This is a genomic window from Nocardioides marmoriginsengisoli, assembly GCF_003725695.1.
Lineage (GTDB): Bacteria > Actinomycetota > Actinomycetes > Propionibacteriales > Nocardioidaceae > Marmoricola > Marmoricola marmoriginsengisoli.
Genome location: NZ_RJSE01000005.1, coordinates 311,342 through 337,383 on the forward strand (window position 1 = coordinate 311,342; position 26,042 = coordinate 337,383).

27 protein-coding genes and 1 tRNA gene are annotated in these 26,042 nt (G+C 70.5%); 14 read left to right on the plus strand and 14 right to left on the minus strand.

Annotated elements, in window-relative coordinates; translation table 11 throughout:
- Nucleotides 1–46: 46 nt before the first annotated feature.
- Nucleotides 47–844, plus strand: a complete 798-nt coding sequence (gene yaaA / locus EFK50_RS07440; RefSeq protein WP_123226928.1) for a peroxide stress protein YaaA — start codon at nucleotides 47–49, stop codon at nucleotides 842–844.
- On the opposite strand, the gene EFK50_RS07445 is transcribed toward yaaA, so the two are convergent.
- From EFK50_RS07445 to EFK50_RS07450, 3 genes are read right to left on the minus strand one after another with little or no spacing between them, the layout of a single operon-like run.
- Nucleotides 841–1,557 (minus strand): histidine phosphatase family protein, encoded by a 717-nt coding sequence (locus tag EFK50_RS07445; RefSeq protein ID WP_246004079.1) that lies wholly within the window; start codon nucleotides 1,555–1,557, stop codon nucleotides 841–843. The genes yaaA and EFK50_RS07445 overlap by 4 nt on opposite strands.
- On the minus strand, nucleotides 1,554–2,315 hold the full coding sequence (locus EFK50_RS22615; RefSeq protein WP_425454377.1) for a zinc ribbon domain-containing protein: 762 nt from the start codon (nucleotides 2,313–2,315) through the stop codon (nucleotides 1,554–1,556). The genes EFK50_RS07445 and EFK50_RS22615 overlap by 4 nt, the downstream gene beginning before the upstream one ends.
- Nucleotides 2,316–3,434, minus strand: a complete 1,119-nt coding sequence (locus EFK50_RS07450) for a Nif3-like dinuclear metal center hexameric protein (protein WP_123226930.1) — start codon at nucleotides 3,432–3,434, stop codon at nucleotides 2,316–2,318.
- 46 nt (nucleotides 3,435–3,480) lie between these two features.
- Here EFK50_RS07450 and EFK50_RS07455 point away from each other — a divergent pair, with 46 nt between their 5' ends.
- The gene (locus tag EFK50_RS07455; RefSeq protein WP_148046080.1) at nucleotides 3,481–4,347 is read left to right on the plus strand and encodes a hypothetical protein; all 867 of its coding nucleotides are present in this window, start codon (nucleotides 3,481–3,483) and stop codon (nucleotides 4,345–4,347) included.
- Here the strand turns inward: EFK50_RS07455 and EFK50_RS07460 are convergent.
- Nucleotides 4,344–5,870, minus strand: coding sequence for an AMP-binding protein (locus EFK50_RS07460; protein ID WP_123226932.1), 1,527 nt, complete (start codon nucleotides 5,868–5,870; stop codon nucleotides 4,344–4,346). The two genes, EFK50_RS07455 and EFK50_RS07460, sit on opposite strands and share 4 nt — an antisense overlap.
- 219 nt (nucleotides 5,871–6,089) lie before the next feature.
- Here EFK50_RS07460 and EFK50_RS07465 point away from each other — a divergent pair, with 219 nt between their 5' ends.
- A complete protein-coding gene (locus EFK50_RS07465) occupies nucleotides 6,090–7,043 on the plus strand; it encodes a hypothetical protein (RefSeq protein ID WP_123226933.1) in 954 nt (317 codons plus the stop codon).
- Between the two features lie 27 nt (nucleotides 7,044–7,070).
- Here EFK50_RS07465 and EFK50_RS07470 read toward each other — a convergent pair.
- The 3 genes from EFK50_RS07470 to EFK50_RS07480 all read right to left on the minus strand — a co-directional run bounded on the left by EFK50_RS07470 (nucleotide 7,071) and on the right by EFK50_RS07480 (nucleotide 8,203).
- Nucleotides 7,071–7,142: transfer RNA gene (locus EFK50_RS07470), tRNA-Val, on the minus strand.
- 176 nt (nucleotides 7,143–7,318) lie between these two features.
- Entirely contained in the window at nucleotides 7,319–7,780 is a 462-nt protein-coding gene (locus EFK50_RS07475; protein ID WP_123226934.1) for a peroxiredoxin, read from the minus strand.
- Between the two features lie 3 nt (nucleotides 7,781–7,783).
- Nucleotides 7,784–8,203 (minus strand): DUF3052 domain-containing protein, encoded by a 420-nt coding sequence (locus EFK50_RS07480; RefSeq protein ID WP_123226935.1) that lies wholly within the window; start codon nucleotides 8,201–8,203, stop codon nucleotides 7,784–7,786.
- Between the two features lie 210 nt (nucleotides 8,204–8,413).
- Between EFK50_RS07480 and aceE the strand changes: the two genes are divergently transcribed.
- Both aceE and EFK50_RS22105 read left to right on the plus strand, forming a co-directional pair.
- The gene (gene aceE, locus EFK50_RS07485; protein ID WP_123226936.1) at nucleotides 8,414–11,224 is read left to right on the plus strand and encodes a pyruvate dehydrogenase (acetyl-transferring), homodimeric type; all 2,811 of its coding nucleotides are present in this window, start codon (nucleotides 8,414–8,416) and stop codon (nucleotides 11,222–11,224) included.
- Complete coding sequence (locus EFK50_RS22105; protein WP_183407710.1) at nucleotides 11,221–11,394, plus strand: hypothetical protein; 174 nt, start codon at nucleotides 11,221–11,223, stop codon at nucleotides 11,392–11,394. The genes aceE and EFK50_RS22105 overlap by 4 nt, the downstream gene beginning before the upstream one ends.
- On the opposite strand, the gene EFK50_RS07490 is transcribed toward EFK50_RS22105, so the two are convergent.
- Nucleotides 11,395–11,631, minus strand: a complete 237-nt coding sequence (locus EFK50_RS07490) for a hypothetical protein (protein ID WP_148046081.1) — start codon at nucleotides 11,629–11,631, stop codon at nucleotides 11,395–11,397.
- Nucleotides 11,632–11,658: 27 nt separating this feature from the next.
- Nucleotides 11,659–12,612, minus strand: a complete 954-nt coding sequence (locus EFK50_RS07495) for an alpha/beta fold hydrolase (protein ID WP_246004081.1) — start codon at nucleotides 12,610–12,612, stop codon at nucleotides 11,659–11,661.
- 447 nt (nucleotides 12,613–13,059) lie between these two features.
- On the opposite strand from EFK50_RS07495, the gene EFK50_RS07500 reads away from it, so the two are divergent.
- The 7 genes from EFK50_RS07500 (at nucleotide 13,060) to EFK50_RS07530 (ending at nucleotide 20,192) form a co-directional block, all read left to right on the plus strand.
- A complete protein-coding gene (locus EFK50_RS07500) occupies nucleotides 13,060–13,671 on the plus strand; it encodes a hypothetical protein (RefSeq protein ID WP_148046082.1) in 612 nt (203 codons plus the stop codon).
- A 65-nt stretch (nucleotides 13,672–13,736) separates the two neighbouring features.
- A complete protein-coding gene (locus EFK50_RS07505) occupies nucleotides 13,737–14,882 on the plus strand; it encodes a PucR family transcriptional regulator (protein WP_246004082.1) in 1,146 nt (381 codons plus the stop codon).
- A 127-nt stretch (nucleotides 14,883–15,009) separates the two neighbouring features.
- Nucleotides 15,010–16,146, plus strand: coding sequence for an acyltransferase domain-containing protein (locus tag EFK50_RS07510; RefSeq protein WP_342772397.1), 1,137 nt, complete (start codon nucleotides 15,010–15,012; stop codon nucleotides 16,144–16,146).
- Between the two features lie 14 nt (nucleotides 16,147–16,160).
- A complete protein-coding gene (locus EFK50_RS07515; RefSeq protein ID WP_123227008.1) occupies nucleotides 16,161–17,147 on the plus strand; it encodes a beta-ketoacyl-ACP synthase III in 987 nt (328 codons plus the stop codon).
- A gap of 56 nt (nucleotides 17,148–17,203) precedes the next feature.
- Nucleotides 17,204–17,452 carry an acyl carrier protein gene (locus tag EFK50_RS07520; protein WP_123226942.1) on the plus strand — a complete coding sequence of 83 codons (249 nt, stop codon included), beginning with the start codon at nucleotides 17,204–17,206 and terminating at the stop codon, nucleotides 17,450–17,452.
- Nucleotides 17,453–17,481: 29 nt separating this feature from the next.
- Entirely contained in the window at nucleotides 17,482–18,741 is a 1,260-nt protein-coding gene (locus EFK50_RS07525) for a beta-ketoacyl-[acyl-carrier-protein] synthase family protein (protein ID WP_123226943.1), read from the plus strand.
- A complete protein-coding gene (locus tag EFK50_RS07530) occupies nucleotides 18,741–20,192 on the plus strand; it encodes a carboxyl transferase domain-containing protein (RefSeq protein WP_123226944.1) in 1,452 nt (483 codons plus the stop codon). Before EFK50_RS07525 ends, EFK50_RS07530 begins: the two co-directional genes overlap by 1 nt.
- A gap of 147 nt (nucleotides 20,193–20,339) precedes the next feature.
- Here EFK50_RS07530 and EFK50_RS07535 read toward each other — a convergent pair whose 3' ends face one another.
- The 3 genes from EFK50_RS07535 to EFK50_RS07545 all read right to left on the minus strand — a co-directional run bounded on the left by EFK50_RS07535 (nucleotide 20,340) and on the right by EFK50_RS07545 (nucleotide 22,756).
- On the minus strand, nucleotides 20,340–20,816 hold the full coding sequence (locus tag EFK50_RS07535) for a DUF3145 domain-containing protein (protein WP_123226945.1): 477 nt from the start codon (nucleotides 20,814–20,816) through the stop codon (nucleotides 20,340–20,342).
- 180 nt (nucleotides 20,817–20,996) lie between these two features.
- Nucleotides 20,997–21,935: an alpha/beta fold hydrolase gene (locus tag EFK50_RS07540; RefSeq protein ID WP_123226946.1), complete on the minus strand. Its 939-nt coding sequence runs from the start codon at nucleotides 21,933–21,935 to the stop codon at nucleotides 20,997–20,999.
- 17 nt (nucleotides 21,936–21,952) lie between these two features.
- Entirely contained in the window at nucleotides 21,953–22,756 is an 804-nt protein-coding gene (locus tag EFK50_RS07545) for a PP2C family protein-serine/threonine phosphatase (protein WP_123226947.1), read from the minus strand.
- A gap of 64 nt (nucleotides 22,757–22,820) precedes the next feature.
- Here EFK50_RS07545 and EFK50_RS07550 point away from each other — a divergent pair, with 64 nt between their 5' ends.
- Nucleotides 22,821–24,182: a hemolysin family protein gene (locus tag EFK50_RS07550; protein WP_123226948.1), complete on the plus strand. Its 1,362-nt coding sequence runs from the start codon at nucleotides 22,821–22,823 to the stop codon at nucleotides 24,180–24,182.
- The gene (locus EFK50_RS07555; protein WP_123226949.1) at nucleotides 24,179–25,216 is read left to right on the plus strand and encodes a hemolysin family protein; all 1,038 of its coding nucleotides are present in this window, start codon (nucleotides 24,179–24,181) and stop codon (nucleotides 25,214–25,216) included. The genes EFK50_RS07550 and EFK50_RS07555 overlap by 4 nt, the downstream gene beginning before the upstream one ends.
- A 5-nt stretch (nucleotides 25,217–25,221) precedes the next feature.
- Here the strand turns inward: EFK50_RS07555 and EFK50_RS22430 are convergent, their stop codons facing one another.
- Complete coding sequence (locus EFK50_RS22430; protein ID WP_123226950.1) at nucleotides 25,222–25,404, minus strand: DUF5999 family protein; 183 nt, start codon at nucleotides 25,402–25,404, stop codon at nucleotides 25,222–25,224.
- 111 nt (nucleotides 25,405–25,515) lie between these two features.
- A complete protein-coding gene (locus tag EFK50_RS07565) occupies nucleotides 25,516–25,902 on the minus strand; it encodes a DoxX family protein (RefSeq protein WP_123226951.1) in 387 nt (128 codons plus the stop codon).
- Nucleotides 25,903–26,042 lie beyond the last annotated feature (140 nt).

The following is a 26,042-nucleotide window of genomic DNA, read 5'->3' on the forward strand; positions in this document are numbered from 1 at the left end:
TCGGGGCCGCGAAGCGGGCGCACGGCGCGTCTCCTAGGCTTGCGCGGTGCTGATCCTGCTGCCACCGTCCGAAGGAAAAGCTGCGCCACGCCGCGGCAAGCCGCTGGCCCTGGATGCCCTCGACTTCGCTGGGCTGGCCGGCGCGCGCACTGCCGTCCTCGAAGCCCTGGTGGACCTCTGCGCCACCGATCCCGCCAAGGCTGCCGAGGTGCTCGGACTGGGCCCGACGCAGGCCGCTCACGTAGACGCGAACGCCGCTCTGCTGGGCGCCCCCGCCGCGCGTGCCGACCGCGTCTACACCGGAGTCCTGTACGACGCTCTCGGCCTGACCGAGCTCGAAGGACCGGCCAGGACCCGGGCGACGCGCTGGCTGGCGATCATGTCCTCGGCGTTCGGGGTGGTCCGGCCCAACGACCCGATCCCGGCGTACCGGCTCTCCGGCGACACCAACCTCCCGGGCATCGGCATCGTCAGCTCCTTCTGGCGCGACCACCTCGACGCGGTGCTGACCCCCGCGGCCGGCAACGGCCTCGTGGTCGACCTGCGCTCCGGGATGTACGCCGGCTTCTGGCGACCGCCGGCCGCGATCGGCCCCAAGGTCGCGACGATGCGGGTCCTCCACGAGGTCGGGACCGAGCGCAAGGTGGTCAGCCACTTCAACAAGGCCACCAAGGGCCGGATCGTCCGCGACCTGCTCCTCGACGGCAGCAAGCCGCGAACCCCGGCGGCGCTGGCCGAGCACCTCGGCGGGCTCGGCTGGCACGTCGAGCTCGGTCAGCCCAAGCTCGATCGATCAGGAACAGGGGCCGGTCAGCAGCTCGACGTGATCGTGCGGGAGCTCTAGGTCACGAACGGTGCGTCGGTCGGACGGGCGTTGAAGAGCCGCAGGCTGGAGAGCAGCTCGTCTCCCCCGTATCCGCCGCGGTAGTACGAGATCACCGTGACCGAGGCGGGCGAGAGCTCCATCTTGTAGAGCGCGTCCAGCGGTGCACCCAGAGCATCCGCCACCAAGGTCTTGATCGGTGTCACGTGGCTGACCGCAACCACGGTCTGGCCGGTGTGCGCGGCGAGGATCCGGTCGCGGCCCTCGATCACCCGCGCGGCGACGGTCTGGAACGACTCGCCGCCGGTCGGGGCGTAGTCGAGGTTGCCGAGCCAGGACGCGAGGTCGTCCGGGTACTGCTCCTGGATCTGGGTGAAGGAGAGCCCGTCCCAGGCACCGAACTCCATCTCGGCGATGCCGGCCTCCTCGCGGACCGGCTTGCCGAGGAGCTCCCCGAGGATCTCGGCCGATTCGCGGGTGCGTCGTACCGGACTCGCGATGAGGGCGTCGATCGCCTCCGTGAGCGGCGTCAGCCAGTCCCCGGTCGCCCGGACCTGGTCACGGCCCTCGTCGTTCAGGCCCGGGTTCGATCCGCCCAGACCGCCGGAGAACAGCTTCCGGGTGGTGTGGTCGGTGACGCCGTGCCGCACCAGGATCAGGGTTGTCGGCGGCTCGGTCGGTGCCGACCAGCCCTGGGAGGGCTTCTCCGCTTCGACCTGGGTCTCCGCCGTCACAGTCCCGACTCGGGGGTGCGCACCAGGATCCGGTCGCACTCCTCGCAGCGGACCACGTCGTCGATCGGCTTCGCAGTGATCACGGCGAGGTCGGCGGCGTTGATGGTGATGTGGCAGCCCTCGCACTCCTTGCGGCGCAGGGCCGCCGCGCCGACTCCGCCCTTGGAGGCCCGCAGCTTCTCGTACAGCGCCATCAGGTCGGCCGGCATCCCGTCCGCCTCGGCCGAGCGCTGGTCGACGACCTTCGCCACGTCCGCGTCGAGGTCAGCGGCCTTCTGGGCGCGCGTCGCCTCCAGCTCCGTGGACTCGCGGTCGATCTTCTCCAGCGCCTCGGTGCGGTGCGCGAGCTCGGCCTGAGCCGCCTCGACCCGCTCCATCACGTCGAGCTCGACGTCCTCGAGGTCGGAGATCCGGCGCTGCAACGACTCCAGCTCCCCCAGCATGTGCTGGAGCGCCTTGGGGTCGGAGATCGAGCCCGCGTCGATCATGGCCTGGTCGCGCTCCCGGCGAGCCTTGACCTGCTCCACGTCGGCGTCCGCGCGCTTCTGCTCCTCGTCCAGGTCGGCCAGCTCGATCCGGGCGTCCCGGGCCGCGTCGTCGACGTCGGAGCGGCCGCGGACCAGCTCGGCCAGCGCCACTGCCTCCGGGATGGTGGCGAGCTGGTGACGCAGCGCGTCCAGACGGGAGTCGAGCTCTTGGACGTCGAGCAGCTTCAGCTGGACGTTCGGATCGGCTTTCAGCGGAGTGCTCCTCGGCAGTCAGACCCGGAAGGTCCAGGGATCTGTGTTGATCGTGCTCACGTGCACGGCCACCGTATCGTCCAACGCCTCCACCAGACGATCCCGGAGGGTCGGCAGCCACAGCGACTCGGCAGCCCAGTGCGCGACGTCGACCAGCGCGGGACCGCCCCCTTCGCGCGACTCCGACGCCGGATGGTGCCGCAGGTCCGAGGTGACGTAGACGTCGGCACCGGCCGCCCGTGCTCGATCGAGCAGGAAGTCGCCGGAGCCCCCGCAGAGCGCCACGGTGCGGATCTCGTGCTCCGGGTCGCCAGCGATGCGGAGGCCCTGCGCGGTGGCCGGGAAGACACCGGCCGCGAGGTCGGCGAAGGCACGGAGCGTGGTCGGCGCCGGGAGCTCGCCGATCCGGCCCGAGCCGCGGGTCGGGTCGGGCAGGGCGGCGAGCGCTACGACGTCGTACGCAGGCTCCTCGTAGGGGTGCGCCTCGACCAGGGCGCTGACCACCGCCGTACGACGGGACCGGTCGGCGACGACCTCTACCCGGATCTCGTCGACGACCTCGAGGTCACCGACCGTCCCGATCGTCGGGTTCGCGCCGGCCAGCGGTCGGAACCGGCCCTCGCCAGGCGTGCTGAAGCTGGCCGAGTCGTAGTCCCCGATCGCGCCGGCACCCGCGTCAGTCATCGCCGTGCGGACCCGGTCGGCGTCGGCGACCGGCACGAACACGGAGATCTTGTCGCGCGGCTCGAGGGAGTCCGGGTCGAGCGGTCGGACGTCAGTCAGGCCGAGCGCCAGCGCGATCGACTCGCTGACCCCGCCGGCTGGCGAGTCCGCGTTGGTGTGCGCGGTCAGCAGCCCGCAGCCGGCACCGAGCAGCTGGTGCACGATCCGGCCCTTGGGCGTGCTCGCGGCGACCGAGGTCACGCCCTTGAGGTACAGCGGGTGGTGCACGATCACCAGGTCCGCGTCCAGAGCGACCGCTTCGTCGGCAACGGCCTGCACCGGGTCGACGGCCAGCAGCACCCGGCGTACGTCGGCATCCGGGTCTCCGCAGACCAGCCCGACCGCGTCCCAGTCGTCCGCGCGGTGCGGCGGGTACCAGGCCTCGACCTGGGAGATCACGTCGGCGAGTCGCATAGGCCGCAGGGTATCGGCAAGAATCGCTCCCGGAGAGGGAGGCACCATGACTGACTCGGCGGACTGGTGGGATCACCGGCCAGTGTTCTCGGCCACCGACAAGGGCGGCCGGATCACCGGGCTCGCCCCGGGGCAACGGCCCGGCACCACGAGCGCGGTGCTCTGGATCTCGGCCGGGCTCTGCTTCGCAGCCTGGGGTGCAGCGGCCTTCCTCGGGTCCTCGGCGCTCTGCTCGGGCACGTCGATGCCCGCGTCCCGGTGCTCGGTCGGGGTCGACGGCGGCTGGTTGATCGCACTGGTCGGGGTCACCGCCTTCGCGGCGCAGTGGGTGACGACCGACCTGGCCGACCGGGCCCGGGTACGCCTCGGGCAGTCACGCGCAGCCTCGCTGCTCTGGTCGACGGTCCTCCTCATCGGCGGCGCCGCAGGCGGGTTCGTCGCCGTGGCCCGCCAGCTGGGCCCCGACCCGGCCGAGGTGCTCCGACGGACCTTCGACTTCCAGATCGGCACCGAGTCGGTGTTCATCACCGGCGTTGTGGCGATCGCCGCCTTGCTCTGGGGCCTGGTCACCGCGGCCCGCTTGCCCGCGGGGCTGCGCTATGCGCGGGCGCGCCAAGCCGACATCGAGCGGCTGCGCCGGGACGGAAGCCGGTACGTCGGAAGGCTCCGGCTCGGCGAGATCATCTACTGGCTCGGCAGCAACCCGGAGCTGCACGTCACCGTCGACTACGACTCCCCCGGCGGCGCTCGCGAGGCGAGGGCCCGGATGCGGACCTCGCCGGACCGGGTCCCTGCCGACGGCAGCGCCGTGCTCGTCTTCACCGACCACGCCGGCACCGTTCACCTGGAGCTCGACCCCTCGGCGGAGACCGTCTTCGCCCCCGAGGACCGCTACACCGCCACCGACGGCTAGTTGACCTGGCGGTCGCGTCCTTCCCAGTACGGCGCCCGCAGCTTGAACTTCTGGAGCTTGCCGGTGGCGGTGCGGGCCAGGACGTCGCGAAACTCGACCGAGGTCGGGGCTTTGTAGCCGGCGACCTTGGTCTTGCAGTAGGCGATCAGCTCGGCCTCGGTCAGGGCAGATCCCTCGGCCCTCACCACGAGCGCCTTGATGGTCTCGCCCCACTTGGCGTCCGGGACTCCGATGACCGCGACCTCGGCGACCTCGGGGTGGGAGAAGATCACGTCCTCGACCTCGATCGAGGAGACGTTCTCCCCTCCGGTGATGATCACGTCCTTCTTGCGGTCCTGGATGGTCAGGTAGCCGTCCTCGCCGATCACGCCGCCGTCGCCGGTGTGGAACCAGCCCCCGGCCAGCGCGGTCGCGGACTCCTCGGGCTGCTCCCAGTAGCCCTCCAGGACCACGTTCGAGCGGGCCAGCACCTCGCCCTCCGGGTCGACCTCCAAGGTCACCCCGATCGCCGGGTTGCCGGCGCGGACCAGCTTGCCGGCACGCTCCTCGGCCGACAGGTCGTCCCACTCCGCCCGGGTCCGGTTGATCGTCAGCAGCGGCGAGGTCTCGGTCAGCCCGTAGATCTGGATGAACTCCCACCCGAGCTCTTCTTGGACCCGCACGATCGTCTTGGTCGGCGGCGGTGCCCCGGCCACGATGATCCGGACCGTGTCCCGCCCGGGGATCGGCCCCTCCCAGGTCGTGGCGGCGTCCAGGACCGCGTTCACGACGGCAGGCGCCGCGCACATCACCGTCACCCCGTGCTTCTCGATCCGGCGCAGGATCTCGGCGCCGTCGACCTTGCGGAGGATCACGTGCGGGACGCCGAGCCCGGTCATCGCGAACGGCATCCCCCAGCCGTTGGCGTGGAACTGCGGCAACGTGTGCAGGTACACGTCGCGGTCACTCACCCCGGCGTGGAGCGCGAACGTGAGCGCGTTGGTCCAGATATTGCGATGAGTGATCTGCACGCCCTTGGGGCGCGCCGTCGTACCCGAGGTGTAGTTAATCGTCGCGGTCGCGTTCTCGTCGTGCTCCCACGCCCGCGGCTCGCCATCCAGGTAGAGGTCCTCGTCCTGCCCGATCACGAACTTGAACTCGCACTCCACCCCGGCCAGCGCATCGACCAGCTCCGGATCGACGTAGAGGACCCGGGCTCCGGAGTGCTCGACGATGTAGGCGACCTCCTCGGCCGAGAGCCGGAAGTTCACCGGCACCAGCACCCGCCCGTAATTGCAGACCCCGAAGAACGCGCTGAGCAGCCGGGCGCTGTTGTGCGAGACGAACGCCACCCGGTCCCCCGCCTCCAGCCCCAGCGCATCATGCTTCGCCGCCATCTGCCGCGCCCGCACCCCGAGCTCCGCATACGTCAAATCCCCCAGCGAGGCAGCCGGCTGATCGGGCTCGTCGTACACCCCGATCCGCTCGCGGTAGACCGCCAGCGCACGGTCGAGGAAGTCAGCAGAGCTGAAGGGGACGATCACGAGTGGCCTCCGTCACAGAGTGGATGACGCCAATCTAGCGAGGCTAGGTTGCAGTTGCGTAGCGCCTACCGCCGGCTCAAGCGCCGGAATCAAGAGCGTCGGTCCGGGAACCGGATCCGGATCTGGGCCGTCCTACGAGTCGTGGCCGCCAACCCTTCCGACCCGCGAGTCTCCGACCTGTCGCGTACCGCGACGCGTTGGCGTTGGGCGGCAGTCCCTGTGCTGGTCGCAGCCACCGTGCTCGCCGCGGTTCCGCTCGGAGTCCTGGCCCTCGGTCAGGACGAGCGGGCTGCGTCCCCAGCGGTCGACCGCCCGTCTCCTCCCGTCGAGGTGTCGCCTCCCGGCCCTGCGCTCGTCGAGCGCCTGTTCGGCTTCGCCGACGGCACCGGCAGGTTCCCCGGCGACTCCGAGGTCCGGTTCTACAGCAACGGGTGGTTCTGGAACTCCCTCAGCGGCAGCCAGGCCGAGGACCGCGACCTCTACTCGTTGTGCTCGGGACTGGGCCCGGACCAGTGCGCCGCGTCGTACCTGCACGGGCTGAGGGCCGCTCGCGGGTACCAGGTGGTCACCCGCCTGCCCGATGCCTGCGGACCGTCGAACCGCCTCGTCGGTCCGCGGCGCGGCACCGGTGCCCGCACCGTGTTCGCGGTCTGGGCGGGGCCGGGGCCCTGCGGCGTCGCGTCCGCCATCCAGATCCGGTACGACGCCCCGGACCAGGTCCGAGCCGTCAACCAGATCGACTTCGTCGTCGACGACCCGCACGACGACCTCGCCGTCGCCGATCGCTTCATCGCCTTCGCCCGCGGCACCCGCGACGGCTTCCCGGTCGGCACTGCGCTGCGGCTCTACCAGGACGGGACCCCGGTGCGGACCCTCAGCGCGGTCGAAGCCAGGCAGCGAGCGTCGTACCGGGACTGCGGCGACGAACACTGTGCGTTCTCGGCCGTGCGGCGGATCCGGGGCGTCGCCGAGAAGCCGGCGCTGCGGCGGAGCCCGCGGGTGCCGGCGTGCCTGCTGCGGCGCTCCCCCGCGCTCCCCACGGCCGGGACCGGCGGCAGCAGGTCGCTGCTGGTCTCCGACGTCGACGCGCCGTGCGCCTGGGGCGTCCGGCTCTGGCTCGACGATGCCGGCCGGATCGTCGCGATCGACCTGCTCCGGCCCGGAGCGGACTGAGTGGGCGGGCTGAGTGGACGGACTAAGTGGGCGCGGAGGGGATCGAACCCCCGACATCTTCCTTGTAAGGGAAGCGCTCTACCGCTGAGCTACACGCCCTGGAACCGGCTCAGACTAGAGGTCGCGATGCGCGTGCGCCAAAACCGCCGGGCGTAAAACAGGCTGCGACCGCTGACGTCTCGGGTCATCAGCGGTCGCAACACGACAATCTTGGCAGGTCTCCGGCTAGATGCAAGGGAAACCGGCGAACTGATCCTGCAAATAGTCCAAAAGGACTAGATCGCGTCTCGCAGCGCGGCGGCTTGGACGTCGAGGTCGCGCGGGTCGCCCATCTCGTTGTGGACCGACCAGCGCACCGTCCCGTCCTTGCCGATCACGAACGACGAGCGCTGCGGGCAGCCCTGCTCGGTGTCGAACACCCCGTACGCGGAGGCGACCTCACCGTGCGGCCAGTAGTCGGCCAGCAGCGGGAAGAAGATCCCGTCGCGGTCGGCGAAGGCGCGCTGGCTGTAGATCGGGTCGCAGGAGATCGCGGCGATGGTGCTGTGCTCGGTCTCGAAGTCACCCAGCCGGTCCCGGAAGCCGGTCAGCTCACCGGTGCAGACGCCGCTGAAAGCGAACGGGTAGAAGACCAGCAGGACCGCCTTCTTCCCGGCGTACGACGACAACCGGAAGTCTGCGCCGTGCTGGTCGCGCAGCGTGAAGTCGGGGGCCGCTGCCCCCACCTGGATCGGCATCGCTCAGCGAGTCTTGGGAGCGACGAGCTTCGTGGCCGACCAGTCGGCGCTGACCGGCACCGTGGTCGTGGTCGCAAGACCGGCAACCGGCGCGGCCTCGGCGACAGCGGAAGCGGCGACGGCGTTCGGACGGCCGACCTTCGGGGAGAGCAGCCAGACAGCACCGCCGCCGACGAGGTCGGTCAGGGTGTCGACGAGCGCGTCGACCAGGTCGCCGTCGCCTTCGCGCCACCACAGGATGACGGCGTCGACGACATCGCCGTAGTCGCCGTCCACCAAGTCGGCGTCGATCGCGTCCTCGATTGCCACGCGTACGGCGTCATCGACGTCTTCGTCCCAGCCAAGCTCCTGAACGACCATGCCGGCCTTCAGTCCCAGTCGGTCGGCCACCAGCTGGTCGGCGCCCCCTGCGGACGGGCTCACGTCGATGCCTCATTTCCGTACTTGTACGACCTCCTGGACGGAGGCGGATGCCCAAGTTCAGCGGACTCGGGTACCCGAAAGCAAGCCCGACGCGTCTCGGTACCGCCCTCTGGACGTCGTCCGGGGGTCGGCATCCGTACCTCGCACGGGTGTCACGCGCCTACCGATCAGTAGATTTCTTCGCTCGTTTGAACGTGCCAAGATGCAAGGGTGCCCGATGAGACTGAGACCGTTAACAGCGACACCTCACGCCCGGCGCCGGCCGCTCCCCCCGTCATCCACGAGGGCCTGCCGACGCAACTGCCCGACATCGACCCGGACGAGACGCAGGACTGGATCGACTCGTTCGACTCGCTGATCGACGACCGCGGCCGGGAGCGCGCGCGGTACGTGATGCTGCGGCTCCTGGAGCGCGCCCGCCAGAAGCAGGTCGGCGTCCCGGCGCTGAGGAGCACCGACTACATCAACACGATCCCGCCCGAGCGCGAGCCCTGGTTCCCCGGCGACGAGGACGTCGAGCGCCGGATCCGCGCCTTCATCCGCTGGAACGCCGCGGTGATGGTCTCGGACGCGAACCGGCCCGGCCTGGAGGTCGGCGGCCACATCGCGACGTACCAGTCCAGCGCGAGCCTCTACGAGGTCGGCTTCAACCACTTCTTCCGCGGCAAGGACGCTCCCGGCGGCGGCGACCAGATCTACATCCAGGGACACGCTTCCCCCGGCATCTACGCCCGCGCCTTCCTCGAGGGACGGCTCAACGAGCAGCAGCTGCTGAACTTCCGCCAGGAGGTGCAGCACGGCATCGGCGAGGGGCTGTCGTCGTACCCGCACCCGCGGCTGATGCCGGACTTCTGGGAGTTCCCGACGGTCTCGATGGGCCTCACCGGGATCAACTCGATCTACCAGGCGCGGTTCAACCGCTACCTGTCCGGCCGCGGCATCAAGGACACCTCGGACCAGCACGTCTGGGCGTTCCTCGGTGACGGCGAGATGGCCGAGCCGGAGTCGCTCGGCGCCATCCGGGTCGCCGCTCGTGAGGAGCTCGACAACCTCACCTGGGTGATCAACTGCAACCTGCAGCAGCTCGACGGGCCGGTCACCGGCAACGGCAAGATCATCCAGGAGCTGGAGGCCAACTTCCGCGGCGCCGGCTGGAACGTGATCAAGGTGATCTGGGGCCGCGACTGGGACGACCTGCTCGCCCGCGACGTCGACGGCGTCCTGGTCAACCAGATGAACAGCACCCCGGACGGGCAGTTCCAGACGTTCTCCACCGAGGACGGCGCCTACAACCGCGAGTTCTTCTTCGGCCCTGACCCGCGGCTGCGCAAGATGGTCGAGCACATGTCCGACCGGCAGATCGAGAAGCTCCCCCGCGGCGGCCACGACTACCGCAAGGTGTACGCCGCGTTCGACGCGGCCACCAAGCACGTCGGCCAGCCGACGGTGATCCTGGCGCACACGATCAAGGGCTGGACGATCGAGGGCCTGGAGGGCAAGAACGCCAGCCACCAGATGAAGAAGCTCAAGCTCCCCGACCTGCTGAAGTTCCGGGACCGGCTCTACCTGCCGATGAGCGACAAGGAGATCACCGAGGCCTACGAGACCTCCGGGACCGCTCCGTTCTTCCACCCGGGCGAGAAGTCGGCCGAGATCGAGTACATGATGGAGCGGCGCCGCCAGCTCGGCGGCTCGCTGCCCCGGCGGGTCATCAAGGCCAAGCCGCTGAAGGTTCCCGGCGACGAGGTGTACGCCGACCTGAAGGTGGGCTCGGGCGCGAACAAGATCGCCACCACGATGGCGGTCGTGCGCCTGCTCCGGGACTGGATGAAGGACCCGGAGATCGGCAAGCGGATCGTCCCGATCGCACCGGACGAGTACCGCACCTTCGGGATGGACTCGATGTTCCCGAGCGCCAAGGTCTACAACCCGGGCGGGCAGAAGTACGAGTCGGTCGACCGCAAGCAGCTGCTGAAGTGGCGTGAGGCGACCGACGGCCAGATGCTCCACGAGGGCATCTCCGAGGCGGGCGCGATGGCGTCGGCGACGGCGGCCGGGTCGGCGTACTCGACGCACGGCGAAGCGATGATCCCGTTCTACATCTTCTACTCGATGTTCGGGTTCCAGCGCACCGGCGACTCGATCTGGGCGATGGCCGACCAGCTCGCCCGCGGCTTCCTGATCGGCGCCACCGCCGGCCGGACCACCCTGACCGGTGAGGGCCTGCAGCACGCCGACGGGCACTCCCCGCTGCTGGCGGCGACCAACCCCGCCGTCGTGCACTACGACCCCGCGCACGCCCACGAGGTCGCGCACATCATGCAGTCCGGGTTGCAGCGGATGTACACGACGTCGCCGGAGCACCCGCTCGGCGAGGACGTGATCTTCTACGTGACCGTCTACAACGAGCCGGTCACGCAGCCGGCCGAGCCGGCCGACCTGGACCTGACCGGGCTGCTCAAGGGCATCTACCGGTTCGGTTCCGGACCGGACCTCGGCGCGGAGGCCCCGAAGGTCCAGCTGCTCGCATCCGGGGTCGGCTTCCCGTGGATCCTGGAGGCGCAGCGGATGCTCGCCGAGGACTGGGGCGTCAGCGCCGACCTGTGGTCGGTGACGTCCTGGAACGAGCTGGCCCGGGACGCGATCGAGAGTGAGCGCACCTCGCTGCTGAACCCCGGCGAGCCCGCCCGGACGCCGTTCGTGACCAGCCAGCTGGCGGACGCGACCGGTCCGTTCGTCGCGGTCTCGGACTACATGCGCGCGGTGCCCCTGCAGATCGCCCGCTGGGTGCCCGGCGACTTCCACGCCCTCGGCACCGACGGCTTCGGCTTCGCGGACACCCGCCCGGCCGCCCGCCGGTTCTTCAACGTGGACGCGCCCTCGGTCGTCGTCCAGGCCCTGCAGGCGCTGGCCGCCCGCGGCGAGGTCAAGCCGGAGGTCGTCGTCGAGGCGTTCACCCGCTACCAGATCGACGACCCGACCGCCGTCTCCGGCGTCCTCCAGGAGGGCGGGGACGCTTGAGAGCGGTACGTCGCAGCGCTCCGTGGTTCGTCGCCGCGGTGGTCTTCGCACTGCTGAGCATCCCCGCGCTCTTCGATCTGCACGGGTTGCTGGTCGGGCTCGCGGTGATCTGCGCGGGGCTGGGCCTCGCGACCGCGGCATTCACCTGGGCCGACCGGCCGAAGGTATAGCTACTCAGCGCGAGCGTTGGCGGCGCGCCGTCTCGACATCTCGATCGCGCTGCCGAGAGCGATTCCACCGACCGCGGCCTTCGCCAACGTCAGCAGGATGTCGCCATGTGCCACGCGCAGGTCCCAGAAAAGGGTGACGTCCAGAACTGCGCTCGCCAGAAGGATCCCACCCACGGCGAAGTTCAAGAGCGTCATCTGCCGCGTGGGAGTGCGGAGCACTTTCTCTCGCCAAGTCATGCCGGAACCGTACCCAGAGCCGAGCCCTCAGGCGATCGGAACCGCGCGCGCCAGGTGCAGCTGCTCGGTGACCGGCGAGAGCGGGCCGTTGCGCAGCAGGGTCCGCCAGCGGCCGCGGTGGTACGACGCGGGCTGGGTGGAGCGGATGAAGTCGTTGACGATCTTCACGAACCGCTCCGGGTGGTCCTTGTGCGGGAAGTGCCCGGAGTTCCCGAGCACCTCGACCTGCGCTCCGGGAGCGATCTCGGCCACCGTGCCGGCGTGCTTGACCGGGATCACCATGTCCTCGGCTCCCCAGACGACCAGCATCGGCATCGCCTGGGTCAGGTAGGCCCGGTCGACCATGGTGACGATCTGGCCGCGGGCGTCGACGACCGCGCGGACGACGTGCGCGATCGCGGCCCGGGTGCGCGCGTCCTTGAACGAGTCGTAGATCTCGGCGACCTCGTCGAGGTCGTGCGTGGCCGTCAGGCCGGTCCTCGAGAGCGCCCGCATCCCCGCGATCCCGAGGTGGCGGACTCCGGGGAGGGTCAGGACCGCCATCGCGGCCTTGAAGCCGGGCAGGCCGACCGCGCGGATCATCGGGGTGACCTCGGAGCCGAGTCCACCGGGAGCCACCAGCACCATCCGCTCGGTGCGCTCGGGGAACTGGTAGGCGAACTGCATCGCCACCCCGCCGCCGAGGCTGTGCCCGACGACGGTGACCTTGTCGATGTTCAGGACGGTGAGCAGGTCGCGCATCCCGTTGGCGTAGCCGCCCACCGAGTAGTCGGCCCGCGGCTTGGCGCTCCGGCCGTGACCGAGCAGGTCCGGCGCGATCACGGTGTACTTCTTCGCGAGCTTCGCGATCACCGGCGCCCAGGTCGTGTGGTCGCAGCCCAGCCCGTGCAGCAGCAACAACGCCGGACCCTGACCCGTCTTCACGTACGCGCGACGGTGTCCGTGGATCGTGACGTGCTGCACCTCGAGCGAATCCACCACGTCGCACTCCGTTCTGGTTCGTAGTCGGCAGCTAGGGCGGCCACCAACTAGATGACGAGTCAACCAGACGAATATGACGAACCTGTATCCGTGGTCAGGTCCAGTTCTCATCAATCTGGCTGATTTCCACACCCTTCAGCAGCCCGATTGCTCAGAACTGGCTGTGGATCCTCGGGATCGCAACCTCGACCTGGTTGGCGCCGTGCCGGAGGTGGTTGGTTCGTTCCTGCCCACACCCCGGACACTCCCGAGCAGAGAATCATCGAGGCGGCAGCCCACCTGCCCCGCGGTGGCGCGGTGTCCGGCTGGGCAGCTTGTCGACTGCACCGCGCGGGTTTCTTCGACGGGCTCGGGGCGGACGGGTCCACTGAGCTTCCGGTTCCCTTGACGATCGGGCCCCGCGGTGGTTCACGGGCTCGCGCCGGGCTGACTCTCCATCGCGACCGCTTGGATCCTGTCGAGGTCGGCGTGATTCATGGGGTTCCGTGCACCGCCGCAGACCGCGCCATCTTCGACGCGTCTCGCTGGGCTCCGAACGTGCGGGAGGCCGTGGTCGTCATCGACATGGCTGTTGCCGCGCGACTCGCCTCCCTCCACCAGGTCCGCCGGTATGCAGAAACGAAGGCCGGGTGGGCCGGCGTACAGCAGGTTCGAGACGCTCTCGGGCTGGCCACGGAGCGCAGCCGGTCTCCGGCGGAGTCACGGCTGCGATTGCTCTGGACCCTCGATGCAGGCCTTCCGCAGCCCCTGGTGAACTGGCCGGTGGCCGATTCCCGTGGCAGGTTCCTGGCCGAGGTCGACCTGCTCGACCCGGCCGCGGGCCTCGTCGGCGAGTACGACGGTGCCGACCACCGGTCCGGCGCGCGCCACGCCCGCGACGTACGCCGCGAGGATGCGTTGCGCAGGGTTGGGCTGGAGCTCGTGACAGTCACCGGGAGGGACCTGGCCAGTCCAGGCATGGTGAAGGACAGGATCCTCTCTGCCCGCGAGCGCGCCGCTCGGATCCCACCGGCATCCAAGACGTTTCTGATCAAAGTGGCTCCGAAACCAGTCCGATGACAGCCACCTTGATCAGAACCAACCCAAACGCGCGGGTAACCCGCCCCACCAGGCAGGATGAGGCTGTGACCCGGACACGTGCGCAGATCGCTCAGCGGCTGACCCGCTCCAGCGGGTCGCTGAGCACGGCGGCGCTGACCCGGATGGAGCAGGACATGCCGTGGGTGATGGAGCTCCCGGCGCAGGACCGCTCGTTCATCGGGCTGATCGTCCAGGCCGGCATCAAGTCGTTCATCGACTGGTACCGGCACGACGAGGCGGCGTCCCCGATCAGCGCCGAGGTCTTCGGCGTCGCGCCCCAGGAGATGGCCGGCGAGGTCACCCTCCAGCAGACCGTGGCGATGGTCCGGCTCTCGATCACGGTGGTCGACGAGAACCTCGACGACGCCCTCGGCGAGGATGCCGAGAGCGTCCGCAGCGCGTTGAACCGGTACGCCCGCGAGATCGCCTTCGCCACCGCCGAGGTCTACGCCCGGGCCGCCGAGCAGCGCGGCGCCTGGGACGCTCGGCTGGAGGCCCTGGTCGTCGACTCGCTGCTCCGCGGCGAGGGCGACGAGACGATCTCCTCCCGGGCCAGCGCCCTGGGCTGGGAGGCGACCGGCAACGTCCTGGTGATGATGGGCGGGCTCGGGGAGCGCTCCGCGCTCGAGCAGGTACGGCGGATCGCCCGCGACCGCGGCGTCGGCTGCCTCTCCGCGGTCCAGGGCGACCGCCTCGTCGTGGTCCTCGGCGGCGTCGACGAGCTCGGCAAGTCGGCCGCCGCCGTGGCCGTCGCGTTCGCTCCCGGTGCCGTGGTGATCGGCCCGATGGTCTCCTCGCTCACCGAGGCGAAGATCTCCGCCGATGCGGCGCACTCCGGGTTGCGGGTGGCGATCGGCTGGCCGGACGCGCCCCGTCCGGTGCAGGCGGACGACCTGCTGCCGGAGCGCGCGCTGGCCGGCGACGCGGACGCCCGGCGTGCCCTCCTCGAGCAGGTCTTCGCCCCGCTGGCCGCTGCCGGCGGGGCGGTCCTGGAGACCGTGGAGTCCTACCTGTCGCAAGGATCCTCGATCGAGGCCACCGGACGGGCCTTGTTCGTCCACGCCAACACTGTGCGATACCGCCTGAAACGAGCCACCGAGCTCACCGGACTCAGTCCGAGCCACCCACGCGACTCCTACACGTTGCGACTGGCGCTGACACTGGGCCGCCTGGATCCGCCAGAGTTGTAGGTTCCCTACAAAGAACCGCACTCTGTTTTCGTGCGGTGCGGACCCGCGTCGGCCGCTTCGGCTCGGGGACAGTGGACGTGTGCTGATCATCGTTGCTCCCGGACAGGGTTCCCAGACTCCAGGCTTCTTGCTGCCCTGGATGGAGGACCCGCAGTTCGCCGAGCGCCTGCACTGGCTCAGCGCCGTCGCCGGCCTCGACCTGGCCCACTACGGCACCGTGGCGGACGCGGAGACGATCCGCGACACCGCGATCGCGCAGCCCCTGATCGTGGCCTCCGGCCTGGTCTCGGCGCTCTCCCTCTTCCCGCACCCGTCCGACGCGTTCGGCCGGATCGGTGCGGTGGCCGGGCACAGCGTCGGCGAGCTCACCGCCGCGGCGGGTGCCCGGGCGATCAGCGCCGAGCAGGCGATGGTCCTGGTCCGCGAGCGGGGCAAGTCGATGGCTCACGCAGCCGCCGCCACCCCGACCGGGATGACCGCCGTCCTCGGCGGGGACGCCGAGGAGGTGAAGGCCGCGCTCACGCAGCACGGCCTGATCGCCGCCAACGTCAACGCCGAGGGCCAGATCGTCGCCGCCGGGACGATGGAGCAGCTCTCCGCCTTCGCGGCCGCCCCGCCGGCCAAGGCCCGGTTGATGCCGCTCTCGGTCGCCGGTGCCTTCCACACCGAGCACATGGCCGAGGCCGTCGGCGTGATGGGCAAGCTCGCCCTGGCCGTCTCCACCCACGACCCCCGGACCGCGGTGATCTCCAACCGCGACGGCAAGGTCGTCCACGACGGTCGCGACGTGGTCCGCCGGATCGTGACCCAGGTGGCCAACCCGGTCCGCTGGGACCTCTGCCTCGCGACGATGCGCGACCTCGGCGTCACCGGCATCCTGGAGATGCCGCCGGCCGGGACCCTCACCAACATCGCCAAGCGCGCCCTGCCCGGCGTGGAGACGTTCGCGCTCAAGACCCCCGACCAGCTCGACGCCGCGCGCGAGTTCGTCGAGAAGCACGGCGACCCGTCCCCGATCGACATCAGCCCGACCTGGCGGATGCTGGTCGCTCCGACCAAGGGCACGTTCGTCCGCAGCGCCGGCGACGAGGGCGAGTCCCTCGCCGCGAGCAGCTCGATCGGACTGGTCCGCTCGACCCGCGACGAGACCTCCGTGACCGCGCCGTACGGCGGCACGATCGTGGAGTGGCTGGTCGAGGACGGCGACCTGGTCTCGCCCGGCCAGCCGCTGGTGCGGCTCCACCCTGAGGGTGTCCTGGCGTGACTGCCACCTGGACGATGCCCGCGGGCTCACCGCACGCCGCGGTTCTCGGCCTCGGCATCCACCGGGCCAAGCGAGTCGTGCCCAACGCCGAGATCATCGACGCGATCGACTCCAGCGACGAGTGGATCCAGCAGCGCTCGGGCATCAAGGAGCGCCGCTGGGTCGGCCCCGGCGAGACCCTGGAGTCGATGTCCTTCGCCGCCGCCGAGCGCGCCCTGGAGGCGTCGGGCATCGCCGCGGCGCAGATCGATGCCGTGATCCTGGCGAGCTGCTCGAACACCCAGCAGATCACCGCGCTCGCGCCCCGGATCGCGCACCTGCTCGGCACCCAGAGCCCCGCCGCGTTCGACATCTCGATCGCCTGCGCCGGGTTCTGCCACGGGCTCAGCCTGGCCACCGACATGATCCGCGGCGGCACCTCCAAGCACGTGCTGGTGATCGGCGCCGAGCTCTTCTCCCCCTTGGTCAGCGAGCACGACCGCGGGACCGCGTTCATCTTCGGCGACGGCGCCGGCGCCGTCGTGGTCGGCCCGTCCGACGTCCCCGGCATCGGACCGGTGGTGTGGGGTTCGGACGGCGAGCAGCACAACGCCATCGAGCTCAGCGAGGACTGGGTCGCGGCAATGACCGACGACGAGCCGGTCCTCCCGCACATCACGATGGACGGTCCGGCGGTCTTCCGCTGGGCGGCGTTCGAGATGGCCAAGGTCGCCCAGGAGACCCTGGACCGCACCGGCATCACCGTCGACGACCTCGACCTGTTCGTGCCGCACCAGGCGAACATGCGGATCACCGACGCGATGGCCCGCGCCATGAAGCTCCCCGACCGCGTCCGGATCGCCCGCGACATCGCCGAGCAGGGGAACACCTCCGCCGCGTCGATCCCGCTGGCCCTCGGCCGGATGTACGAGGACGGCGAGGCCAAGTCCGGCGACCTGGCCCTGCTGATCGCCTTCGGAGCCGGGCTGGCCTACGCCGCCCAGGTCATCCGGATCCCCTGATTTCACCAGCAGCACCCATCCCCCGCAGCACCATTCACGAGAGGAAACACCAGCTCATGGCTACCACCGAAGAGATCCGTACCGACCTCGCCGAGATCGTCAACGAGGTCACCGGTATCCCCGCCGCCGACGTCCAGCTCGAGAAGTCCTTCAGCGACGACCTCGACGTGGACTCGCTCTCGATGGTCGAGGTCGTCGTCGCCGCCGAGGAGAAGTTCGACGTCCGCATCCCCGACGACGAGGTCAAGAACCTCCGCACCGTCGGCGACGCCGTCACCTACATCGAGAAGGCCCAGGCGGCCTGAGTCCAGGTCAGGGAGAGGGAGAAGTCGCGATGAACCGCAGGAGAGTCGTCGTCACCGGTATGGGCACCACCAGCCCGGTCGGTGGTGATGTGGCCAGCACCTGGGAAGCCCTGGTCGCCGGCACGTCCGGCGTACGGCGGCTCCCGTCCGACTTCTACCCCGACCTGCCGGTGCAGATCGCCGGTTCGGCCGCGGTCGATCCGGCCGAGGTCCTGGACCGGGTCAAGGCCCGGCGGATGGACCGCTCCACCCAGCTCGCGATGGTCGCCGCCCTCGAGGCCTGGGCCGATTCCGGACTGGCGGACGGAGGCGTCGATCCTGAACGGCTCGGCGTCGCCGTCGCCTCCGGGATCGGCGGCGTGACGACGTTGCTGAGCAACTACGACACGCTGCTCGACAAGGGCCCGCGGCGGGTCTCCCCGCTCGCCGTCCCGATGCTGATGCCGAACGCGCCCGCCGCGAACATCGGCCTGTACGTCGGCGCCAAGGCCGGCGTGCACACGCCGGTCTCCGCCTGCGCCTCCGGCAACGAGGGCGTCGCGCTCGCGGTCGACCAGATCCGTCTCGGCCGCGCCGAGGTGATGGTCGCCGGCGGCACCGAGGCGGCGATCCACCCGCTGCCGATGGCGGCGTTCGCCCAGATGATGGCGCTCTCCAAGACCGCCAGCGGCCCCGATGACGACCCGCAGGCGGCTCAACGGGTCTCCCGCCCCTGGGACACCGGTCGTGACGGCTTCGTCCTCGGCGAGGGCGCCGGCGTCCTGGTGCTCGAGGAGTACGAGCACGCGACCGCGCGCGGTGCCCGGATCTACGCCGAGATCCTCGGCACCGGCATCACCAACGACGCGCACGACATCGCTCAGCCGGACCCGGAGGGCCGCGGCGGCACCCGTGCGATCCAGCGCGCGCTGGAGGACGGCGGCATCTCCCCCGGCGACATCGCGCACATCAACGCGCACGCCACCTCGACGCCGCAGGGCGACGTGGCCGAGGGCCTGATGATCCACGCCACCCTCGGCAAGTTCGCCGACGAGGTGGTCGTGACCAGCACCAAGTCGATGACCGGCCACCTGCTGGGCGGCGCCGGCGCACTGGAGTCGATCGCGACCGTGCTCGCGATCCACCACCGGATGTCGCCGCCGACGATCAACCTCGACAACCTCGACCCCGCCGTCGAGCTCGACATCCCGACCACGGCCCGGGCGTTGCGCAGCGGCGACATCGCCGCCCTGAACAACTCCTTCGGGTTCGGCGGCGCCAACGTCGCCGTCGCCTTCGGGAGCATCTGATGACCGCGGTGGCATCGAGCCCGGTCGTCGAGCCTGTCGAGACGCCCGCACCCGCCGCGCCGCCTCGCGAGGAGGACCCGCGGCACCCGCTCAACCGGCTGGCGGCGCTCTTCGACGCCGGCACCTTCGAGCCGCTCTCGCCGATCGACAAGTCCGGGATGCTCTACGGCACCGGCCGGATCGACGGCACCGCGGCGGTCGCGTTCTGCTCCGACCCCACCGTGATGGGCGGCGCCATGGGTCACGACGGCTGCAAGGTCGTCGTGGCGGCGTACCAGCGCGCGCTGACCGACCGGGTCCCGGTGATCGGCCTGTGGCACTCCGGCGGCGCCCGGCTGGCCGAGGGCGTGCTGTCGTTGCACGCCGTCGGCGAGATCTTCCACGCGATGACCCAGGCGTCCGGCAAGATCCCGCAGATCTCGGTGGTGCTCGGGCCCGCTGCCGGCGGCGCGGCGTACGGTCCGGCGCTGACCGACGTCGTCATCCTCGGCCCCGAGGGCCGGATCTTCGTGACCGGACCGGACGTGGTCCGCTCGGTCACCGGCGAGGACGTCGACATGCTCCGCCTCGGCGGACCCGAGCCGCACGGCCGCCGCTCCGGCGTCGTGCACGTGCTGACCGACTCCGAGGCCGAGGCGCTCGAGAAGGCCCGGGCGGTCACCCACCTGCTCGGCGCCCAGGGCACCCTCGACGTCGCCGCGGTCGAGGACGTCGATCTCGGCGCGCTGCTGCCGGAGAGCACCAAGCGCGCGTACGACGTGCACCCGCTGGTCGACCACGTCCTCGACCCGGGCACCACCGTCGAGCTGCACGCCAAGTGGGCCCCGAACATCGTCACCGCGCTCGGACGCTTCGGCGGCCGCAGCGTCGGCGTGATCGCGAACAACCCGATGCGCCTCGGCGGCTGCCTGGACTCGCTCTCGGCCGAGAAAGCCTCTCGCTTCGTGCGGATGTGCGACGCGTTCGGCATCCCGCTGATCGTGCTGGTCGACGTCCCCGGCTACCTGCCCGGTGTCGGTCAAGAGTGGGACGGCGTCGTACGACGCGGCGCGAAGTTGCTGCACGCGTTCGGCGAGGCCGTGGTCCCCCGGGTCACCGTGGTCACCCGCAAGACGTACGGCGGCGCCTACATCGCGATGAACTCACGCTCGCTCGGTGCCACCAAGGTGCTGGCCTGGCCGGACGCCGAGGTTGCCGTGATGGGCGCGGTGGCGGCGGTCCGGATCCTGCACCGCCGCAAGCTCGCCGACGTCTCCCCCGAGATCCGCCCGGCCGTCGAGGCCGAGCTGGCCGAGGAGCACGCCCGGATCGCCGGCGGCATCGACAAGGCGGTGGAGATCGGCGTCGTGGACGAGGTGGTCTCGCCGGCCGCTACCCGCTCGGCGATCGCGAAGGCGATCGCCGGCGCCGGACTGGTGCAGCGCGGCGCGCACGGGAACATCCCGCTGTAGAGCGGTCCCTGCGCAGGTCAAGGCGTCTCGACAGGCTCGACGTCCGAGCGTCCCGGCTTGACGTCCGACTGCCGCGGCTCGATGCCCGACTGTCGTGGTCTCGGACATCGAGCTTGTCGAGATGCCCTGACGTACGCGGAGTCTCCCTCAGACGACCTGGTGCAACCAGCGCACCGGGACCCCGTCGCCGGCGTACCGGAAGGTCTCCAGCTCGTCGTCCCAGGGCTTGCCGAGCAGCTTGTCGATCTCGAGCTCGAGGGTGGTCTCGCCGAGGGCGGCCTTGATCACCGCTGCCTTGAGCCGGTCCTCGGGGATCATCAGGTCGCCGTGCAGGCCGGTGACGGCGTGGAAGACGCCCAGGTCCGGGGTGTAGGAGAACCGGGCGCCCTCGGTGGCCGACGTCGGATCCTCGGTGATCTCGAACCGGAGCTGGTTCCAGCCGCGCAGGGCGGAGGCGATCGCCGACGCGGTGCCCGCGTCGCCGATCCAGGAGTACTCGGCGCGGTAGGTGCCTGCCTGGGCGGCTTGCGGGGTCCATTCGAGGTTCACGGCATTGCCGAGCACACCGCCCACTGCCCATTCGACGTGCGGGCACAGCGCGGACGGCGCCGAGTGGACGTACATGACTCCACGGGTCGCAGTGCGTGTCACAACAGACCTCCTTCAACTCCGGCGTTGAGCTACGCCTTCCCCAGCGGGCTCGGTTCGGATCGAAGAGATCTGTGACGAATGTGAACTTGTGTGTCCATTGTGGACCATGCGGCGCGCCAATGCCAGGGAAACACGGTGTCGCGAACGCGAGGGTCAGCGGCGCTGCGCTCCGGCGGCCTTCTTCCGGGCGGGCTTGCGGGGGCCGAGCTCCATCAGCGTCTGCAGCACCTCGGTCGCCACGCCCATCCCGCCCAGGTGCGATTCGCCCTGGATTGTGGCGAATTCGGCATCCGGGAGGCGCTCGACCATGTGCACCCCGTGGGCGTGCGGGATGATGTGGTCGTCGTCGCCGTGCCACCAGCGCACCGGGACGTTCACGTCGGCCGCGTCGAAGCCCCAGTACCGGGTGAACAGGATCAGGTCGGCCAGCGGGGCACCCACCTGGTAGCGGGCGCCGTTGATCAGGTCGTCGAGGAACATCGCCTTGAACTCGGGCCGGCCCAGCAGCTCCCGGTCCCCGCGAGGCTGGAACGCCGCGTAGCCGCCGATCGCCGCACTGGCGAACGGCTTCGCCAACCGGATGCCGGCGGCCAGCGCGTAGCTCAGCGGGATCCGGATCGCGCCGACGACCGGGGCGGCGTACGGCGCCACCTCGACCAGGCCGCCGCGGATCGCGTCGACACCCTTCGTCGGGGCCACCCCACCGAGGACGCCCACGCCGTGCACCCGCTCCGGCAGGGCGGCACCGGCGGCCAGCGCGTAAGGGCCTCCGCCGGAGAGCCCGATCACCCGGAAGGTGTCGATCCCGAGGTTGTCGGCGAGCACCGCCAGGTCGCCGGTCCAGTCGAGGATCTCGTCGTACAGGTGCGGGGTGGAGGTGCCGATCCCGGGCCGGTCGATACCGATGATCCGGACGTCGTGCTGCTCGGCGTACTGCCGGGCCTCCAGCGGCACTTGGCGGCGTCCGCCGGGGGTTCCGTGCAACCAGAACACGGCGGCACCGCGCGGGGTGCCGAACTCCGCGAACGACAGCCGGCGCTCGCCGCGTACGGCCACGGACCCTTCGAGGCGCGGACGCGCGATGTCAGCCATCCGGTCATCCTCCCAGGTCAGCGCGGAAGCTGGAACACGTTCTCGTCCACGACGTTCGTGGGATCGGTCACCGCGCCGTGCAGGGTGCCCTCGTCGCTCCCCCGCGGACCGTCGACGACGGTGGCGACCACGCAGGTGACGTTGTCGCGCCCGCCGCGCGCGAGCGCGGCGGCGACCAGCGCCTCGACCGCCTGGTCGTCGGAACGGCCGAGCACGAAACGGGTGAGCTCGTCGTCGCCGACCAGGTCGGTGAGCCCGTCACTGGCGAGCAGCACCCGATCACCCGGTTCGAGGTGGAGCGCGATCAGGTCCGGTTCGCCCTCGGCGGTGCCGTTGACGGTCCGCAGCACCACGTTGCGCCACGGGTGGTCGACGACCGCGTCGGGCTCCAGCCGCCCCTCGTCGAGGAGGTCCTGCACGTAGGTGTGGTCGCGGGTGACCTGGGTGAGCACGCCGTCGTGGAGCACGTAGCCGCGAGAGTCGCCCAGGTGGGCCAGCGCGAACCGTTCGCCGTCGGTCACGACCGCGGTCAACGTGGTCGCCATCCCGTTGCGGGACCCGTCCGCGAGCACGCCCGCCCGGACCCGGGCCTGCGCCTCCTGCACCCCTTCTGCGAGCACGGTGGCGGGGTCGCACTCCGGCTGAGCCAGTACGGCGGCCGTCACCACGTACGCCGCCGTGGCCGACGCGATCTCGCCGGCCGCCCCGCCACCGACCCCGTCGGCGACCAGCAGGCAGGTCGGACCGACGTACGCGGAGTCCTCGTTGTTCGTCCGGACGAGCCCGACCTGGCTGTCGCCAAATCCGGAGAAGCGGAGCATGCGCAGACCCTCTCACGGTTCCCTGGGTGCGCGCAGGTGGGAGCGACCCGCAACAATGGTGCGCATGGAGTGGCTCCTGCTCGCCGTCTCGCTGGCCCTGGTGGCCGCCTGCGGGTTGTTCGTCGCGGCCGAATTCGCGCTCGTGACCGTGGACCGGGCCGAGGTGGAGCGGGCTGCGAGCGGTGGTGACCGGGGTGCGCAGGGCGTCTCGACGGCCCTGCGCTCGCTCTCCACCCAGCTCTCCAGCGCCCAGGTGGGCATCACCCTGACCAACCTGGCGATCGGGTTCCTCGCCGAACCGGCCATCTCGAAGCTGGTCGAGGATCCCCTCGGCGCGCTCGGCGTCCCCGACGGCGCCATCTCCCCGACGTCGGTCGCCCTCGGCCTGGTGCTGGCCACCTTCGCGACGATGATCTTCGGCGAGCTGGTTCCCAAGAACGTGGCGATCGCGCTGCCGCTGGCCACCGCCAAGGCCACCCAGGCCGCGCTGCGCGGGTTCACCGCGGCGATGTCACTGCCGATCAGGCTGCTCAACGGATCCGCCAACACCCTGATCCGCTCGCTCGGCGTCGAGCCCCAGGAGGAGCTGCGCTCCGCCCGGTCGGCCGAGGAGCTGTCGTCACTGGCCGGCCGCTCGGCCTCCGAGGGCACCCTCGACACCGAGACCGCGCACCTGGTGCAGCGCTCGATCGCCTTCGGGCCGCGCACCGCCGGCGAGATCATGACGCCGCGGATGCGGATGGCCGTCGTCGACATCACCGACCCGGTCTCCGACATCATCGAGCTCTCCGCGGCGACCGGGTTCTCCAAGTTCCCGGTGACCAAGGGCAGCACCGACAACATCGTCGGCTCGGTGCACGTGAAGCAGGCGGTGGCGGTGGCCCGGCAGGATCGCAGGTCGACGAAGGTGCGCGAAGTGATGGTGCCGGCGACCGTCGTACCGGAGTCGTTGCGGCTGGACCCATTGCTGGCGCTGCTCCGCGGCGAAGGCTTCCAGATGGCGATCGTCTCCGACGAGTACGGCGGCACCGCCGGCGTGGTGACCCTGGAGGATGTGGTCGAGGAGATCGTCGGCGACATCGCCGACGAGCACGACCGGATCGGCGCCCGGTTGCGCCGGCGACCGGACGGGTCCTGGATCGTCTCCGGGCTGCTCCGCCCCGACGAGGTGGAGGACGCCACCGGGCTGGCCCTCCCCGAGCACGAGGACTACGACACCGTGGCGGGGCTGCTCGTGCAGGCGCTCGGCAGGATCCCCGCGCGCGGCGACGAGGTGGTCGTCCCGCTGCCGGTGCTGCCGTCCGAGGACGATGACGACGAGCCGATCCAGGAGTACGTGGCGCTGCGGGTCGAGCTGATGGACGGACGCCGGGTCGACCGGATCTCGCTCCGGCTCCAGCATGCCGACCGGGAGGATGAGGCATGAGCACCCAGGCTGCCCTGGCCCTCGGCCTCGCCCTACTGATCGGCAACGCGTTCTTCGTCGGCGCCGAGTTCGCGCTGGTCTCGGCCCGTCGTACCCAGATCGAGCCGCGGGCGCAGCAGGGCTCGACGCTCGCCCGCCAGACCCTGAAGGCGATGGAGCAGGTCTCGCTGGTGATGGCGGCCGCCCAGTTCGGCATCACGATCTGCTCGCTCGGACTCGGTGCGGTCGCGGAGCCGGCGCTCGCGCACCTGCTCGAGCCGCTGGCCGAGGACCTCGGGATCCCGCACGGGGCCGTGCACCCGGTCGCCTTCACCATCGCGCTGGCGATCGTGGTCTACCTGCACGTGGTCCTCGGCGAGATGGTCCCGAAGAACCTGGCGCTCGCCGGACCGGAGCGGGCCGCGCTGGTCTTCGGCGCTCCGATGATGGTCGTCGTGATGGTGATGAAGCCGATCGTCTTCGCGCTGAACGCGATCGCCAACGGCATCCTTCGGCTGTTCAAGATCGAACCGCAGGCGGAGATCTCGTCCGCGTTCACCCGCGAGCAGGTCGAGGCGCTGGTCGACGAGTCCCGGGCCGAGGGACTGCTCGAGGAGGGCGAGTACGAGCGGCTCTCCGGCGCGCTCGGCTTCACCTCCCGCACCGTCGCGGACGTGTACCTGCCGATGCAGGGGCTGCAGACCGTCGTACGGGGGGCGCGGGCGACCGAGGTCGAGGCGATCTGCGCGGAGACCGGCTTCTCACGCTTCCCGGTCGTCGGCGAGTCCGGCGACCTGATCGGCTACCTGCACATCAAGGACGTGCTCGCGCACGATCCGCACGGGCGGGCGCAGGTCGTCGAGGACCGCCGGATCCGGTCCTTCGCGAACGTCCGCGGCACCGACAGCCTGGTCGCGGCGCTGCAGACGCTGCAGACTCAGGGGGCGCACATGGCGCGGGTGATCGACGACGAGGGCACGGTGGTCGGCGTGGCCACGCTCGAGGACGTGATCGAGGAGTTAGTGGGCGAGATCCGCGACGCCGCCCACCATTGACCTGGCTAGGACGCGATCGGGACGCGCTCCACGTGACCGTCCGGCGCGAGGTAGGCGCCGTCGTCGAAGAGGATCACGCCGTTGCAGAGCTGGCACCACCCTTGCTCGGAGTGGTCGGAGACGGTGTGCGCGCTACAGCAATCTGGTGCGGTGGCGTCCGGACAAGCCGGTGAATGAGTGCACGTCATTGTGCTCTCCTCTCGGTAACTTCAGGGGTGCTTCATCTATGGAACACCCTGATCGGCCACCATTCACGGGAAACACGCAAAACGGACAGAAATGTTTACCGACGCGTGACCTCAGAGCCAGCCGAAGCGAGCCGCTGCGACGAACGCCGCCAGCAGGCCGAGGACGAGGTTGATCGGCAGCGCGCTGGTCTCCCCGCGCTTGAGGTGCACCGGCATCGCGAGCACCTGAACCGCCACCAGTCCGGTCGCAGCCAGCCCGGTCAGGGTGCCCTCGACGCCGGCGCGGTCGTCCACGACGTCGGTGAGCTTGGGCAGGATCAGACCGAGGGCTCCGAGCAGCTCGGCAACGCCGATGAAGCGGACCGTGCCGACCGAGAAGTCGTCGACCCAGCCCATCTTCTCCCGCATGCTCGCGATCGGCTGGGTGCTCTTGGTCAAGCCGGCCATCAGGTACGCCGCAGCCAGCAGGCCCGACACGATCCACACGGCAACGTTCATCACGGGGTCCTCTCCAGACGAGTACTCCGACGAGCGTAAGGGCTGGCTGCAGGAGCGTCTGGTGGGACACCAGTCAATCTCTGGGATTCGTACGTTTTGTCCGACTTATCCCAGTAGCGTGACGAGCTCACCTGTTCCTG

What these genes read in the sequence shown, in the direction of transcription:
- EFK50_RS07450 (WP_123226930.1), bottom strand. Translation starts at nt 3,434, where the DNA reads ATGCGACTCGCCGACGTGATCTCCCAGGTCGAGGCCTGGTACCCGCCG.
- EFK50_RS07455 (WP_148046080.1), top strand. Translation starts at nt 3,481, where the DNA reads ATGACTGACTCGGCGGACTGGTGGGATCACCGGCCAGTGTTCTCGGCC.
- EFK50_RS07475 (WP_123226934.1), bottom strand. Translation starts at nt 7,780, where the DNA reads ATGCCGATCCAGGTGGGGGCAGCGGCCCCCGACTTCACGCTGCGCGAC.
- EFK50_RS07490 (WP_148046081.1), bottom strand. Translation starts at nt 11,631, where the DNA reads ATGACTTGGCGAGAGAAAGTGCTCCGCACTCCCACGCGGCAGATGACG.
- EFK50_RS07515 (WP_123227008.1), top strand. Translation starts at nt 16,161, where the DNA reads ATGCCCGCGGGCTCACCGCACGCCGCGGTTCTCGGCCTCGGCATCCAC.
- EFK50_RS07520 (WP_123226942.1), top strand. Translation starts at nt 17,204, where the DNA reads ATGGCTACCACCGAAGAGATCCGTACCGACCTCGCCGAGATCGTCAAC.
- EFK50_RS07525 (WP_123226943.1), top strand. Translation starts at nt 17,482, where the DNA reads ATGAACCGCAGGAGAGTCGTCGTCACCGGTATGGGCACCACCAGCCCG.
- EFK50_RS07530 (WP_123226944.1), top strand. Translation starts at nt 18,741, where the DNA reads ATGACCGCGGTGGCATCGAGCCCGGTCGTCGAGCCTGTCGAGACGCCC.
- EFK50_RS07535 (WP_123226945.1), bottom strand. Translation starts at nt 20,816, where the DNA reads ATGTACGTCCACTCGGCGCCGTCCGCGCTGTGCCCGCACGTCGAATGG.
- EFK50_RS07540 (WP_123226946.1), bottom strand. Translation starts at nt 21,935, where the DNA reads ATGGCTGACATCGCGCGTCCGCGCCTCGAAGGGTCCGTGGCCGTACGC.
- EFK50_RS07545 (WP_123226947.1), bottom strand. Translation starts at nt 22,756, where the DNA reads ATGCTCCGCTTCTCCGGATTTGGCGACAGCCAGGTCGGGCTCGTCCGG.
- EFK50_RS07550 (WP_123226948.1), top strand. Translation starts at nt 22,821, where the DNA reads ATGGAGTGGCTCCTGCTCGCCGTCTCGCTGGCCCTGGTGGCCGCCTGC.
- EFK50_RS07555 (WP_123226949.1), top strand. Translation starts at nt 24,179, where the DNA reads ATGAGCACCCAGGCTGCCCTGGCCCTCGGCCTCGCCCTACTGATCGGC.
- EFK50_RS22430 (WP_123226950.1), bottom strand. Translation starts at nt 25,404, where the DNA reads ATGACGTGCACTCATTCACCGGCTTGTCCGGACGCCACCGCACCAGAT.
- EFK50_RS07565 (WP_123226951.1), bottom strand. Translation starts at nt 25,902, where the DNA reads ATGAACGTTGCCGTGTGGATCGTGTCGGGCCTGCTGGCTGCGGCGTAC.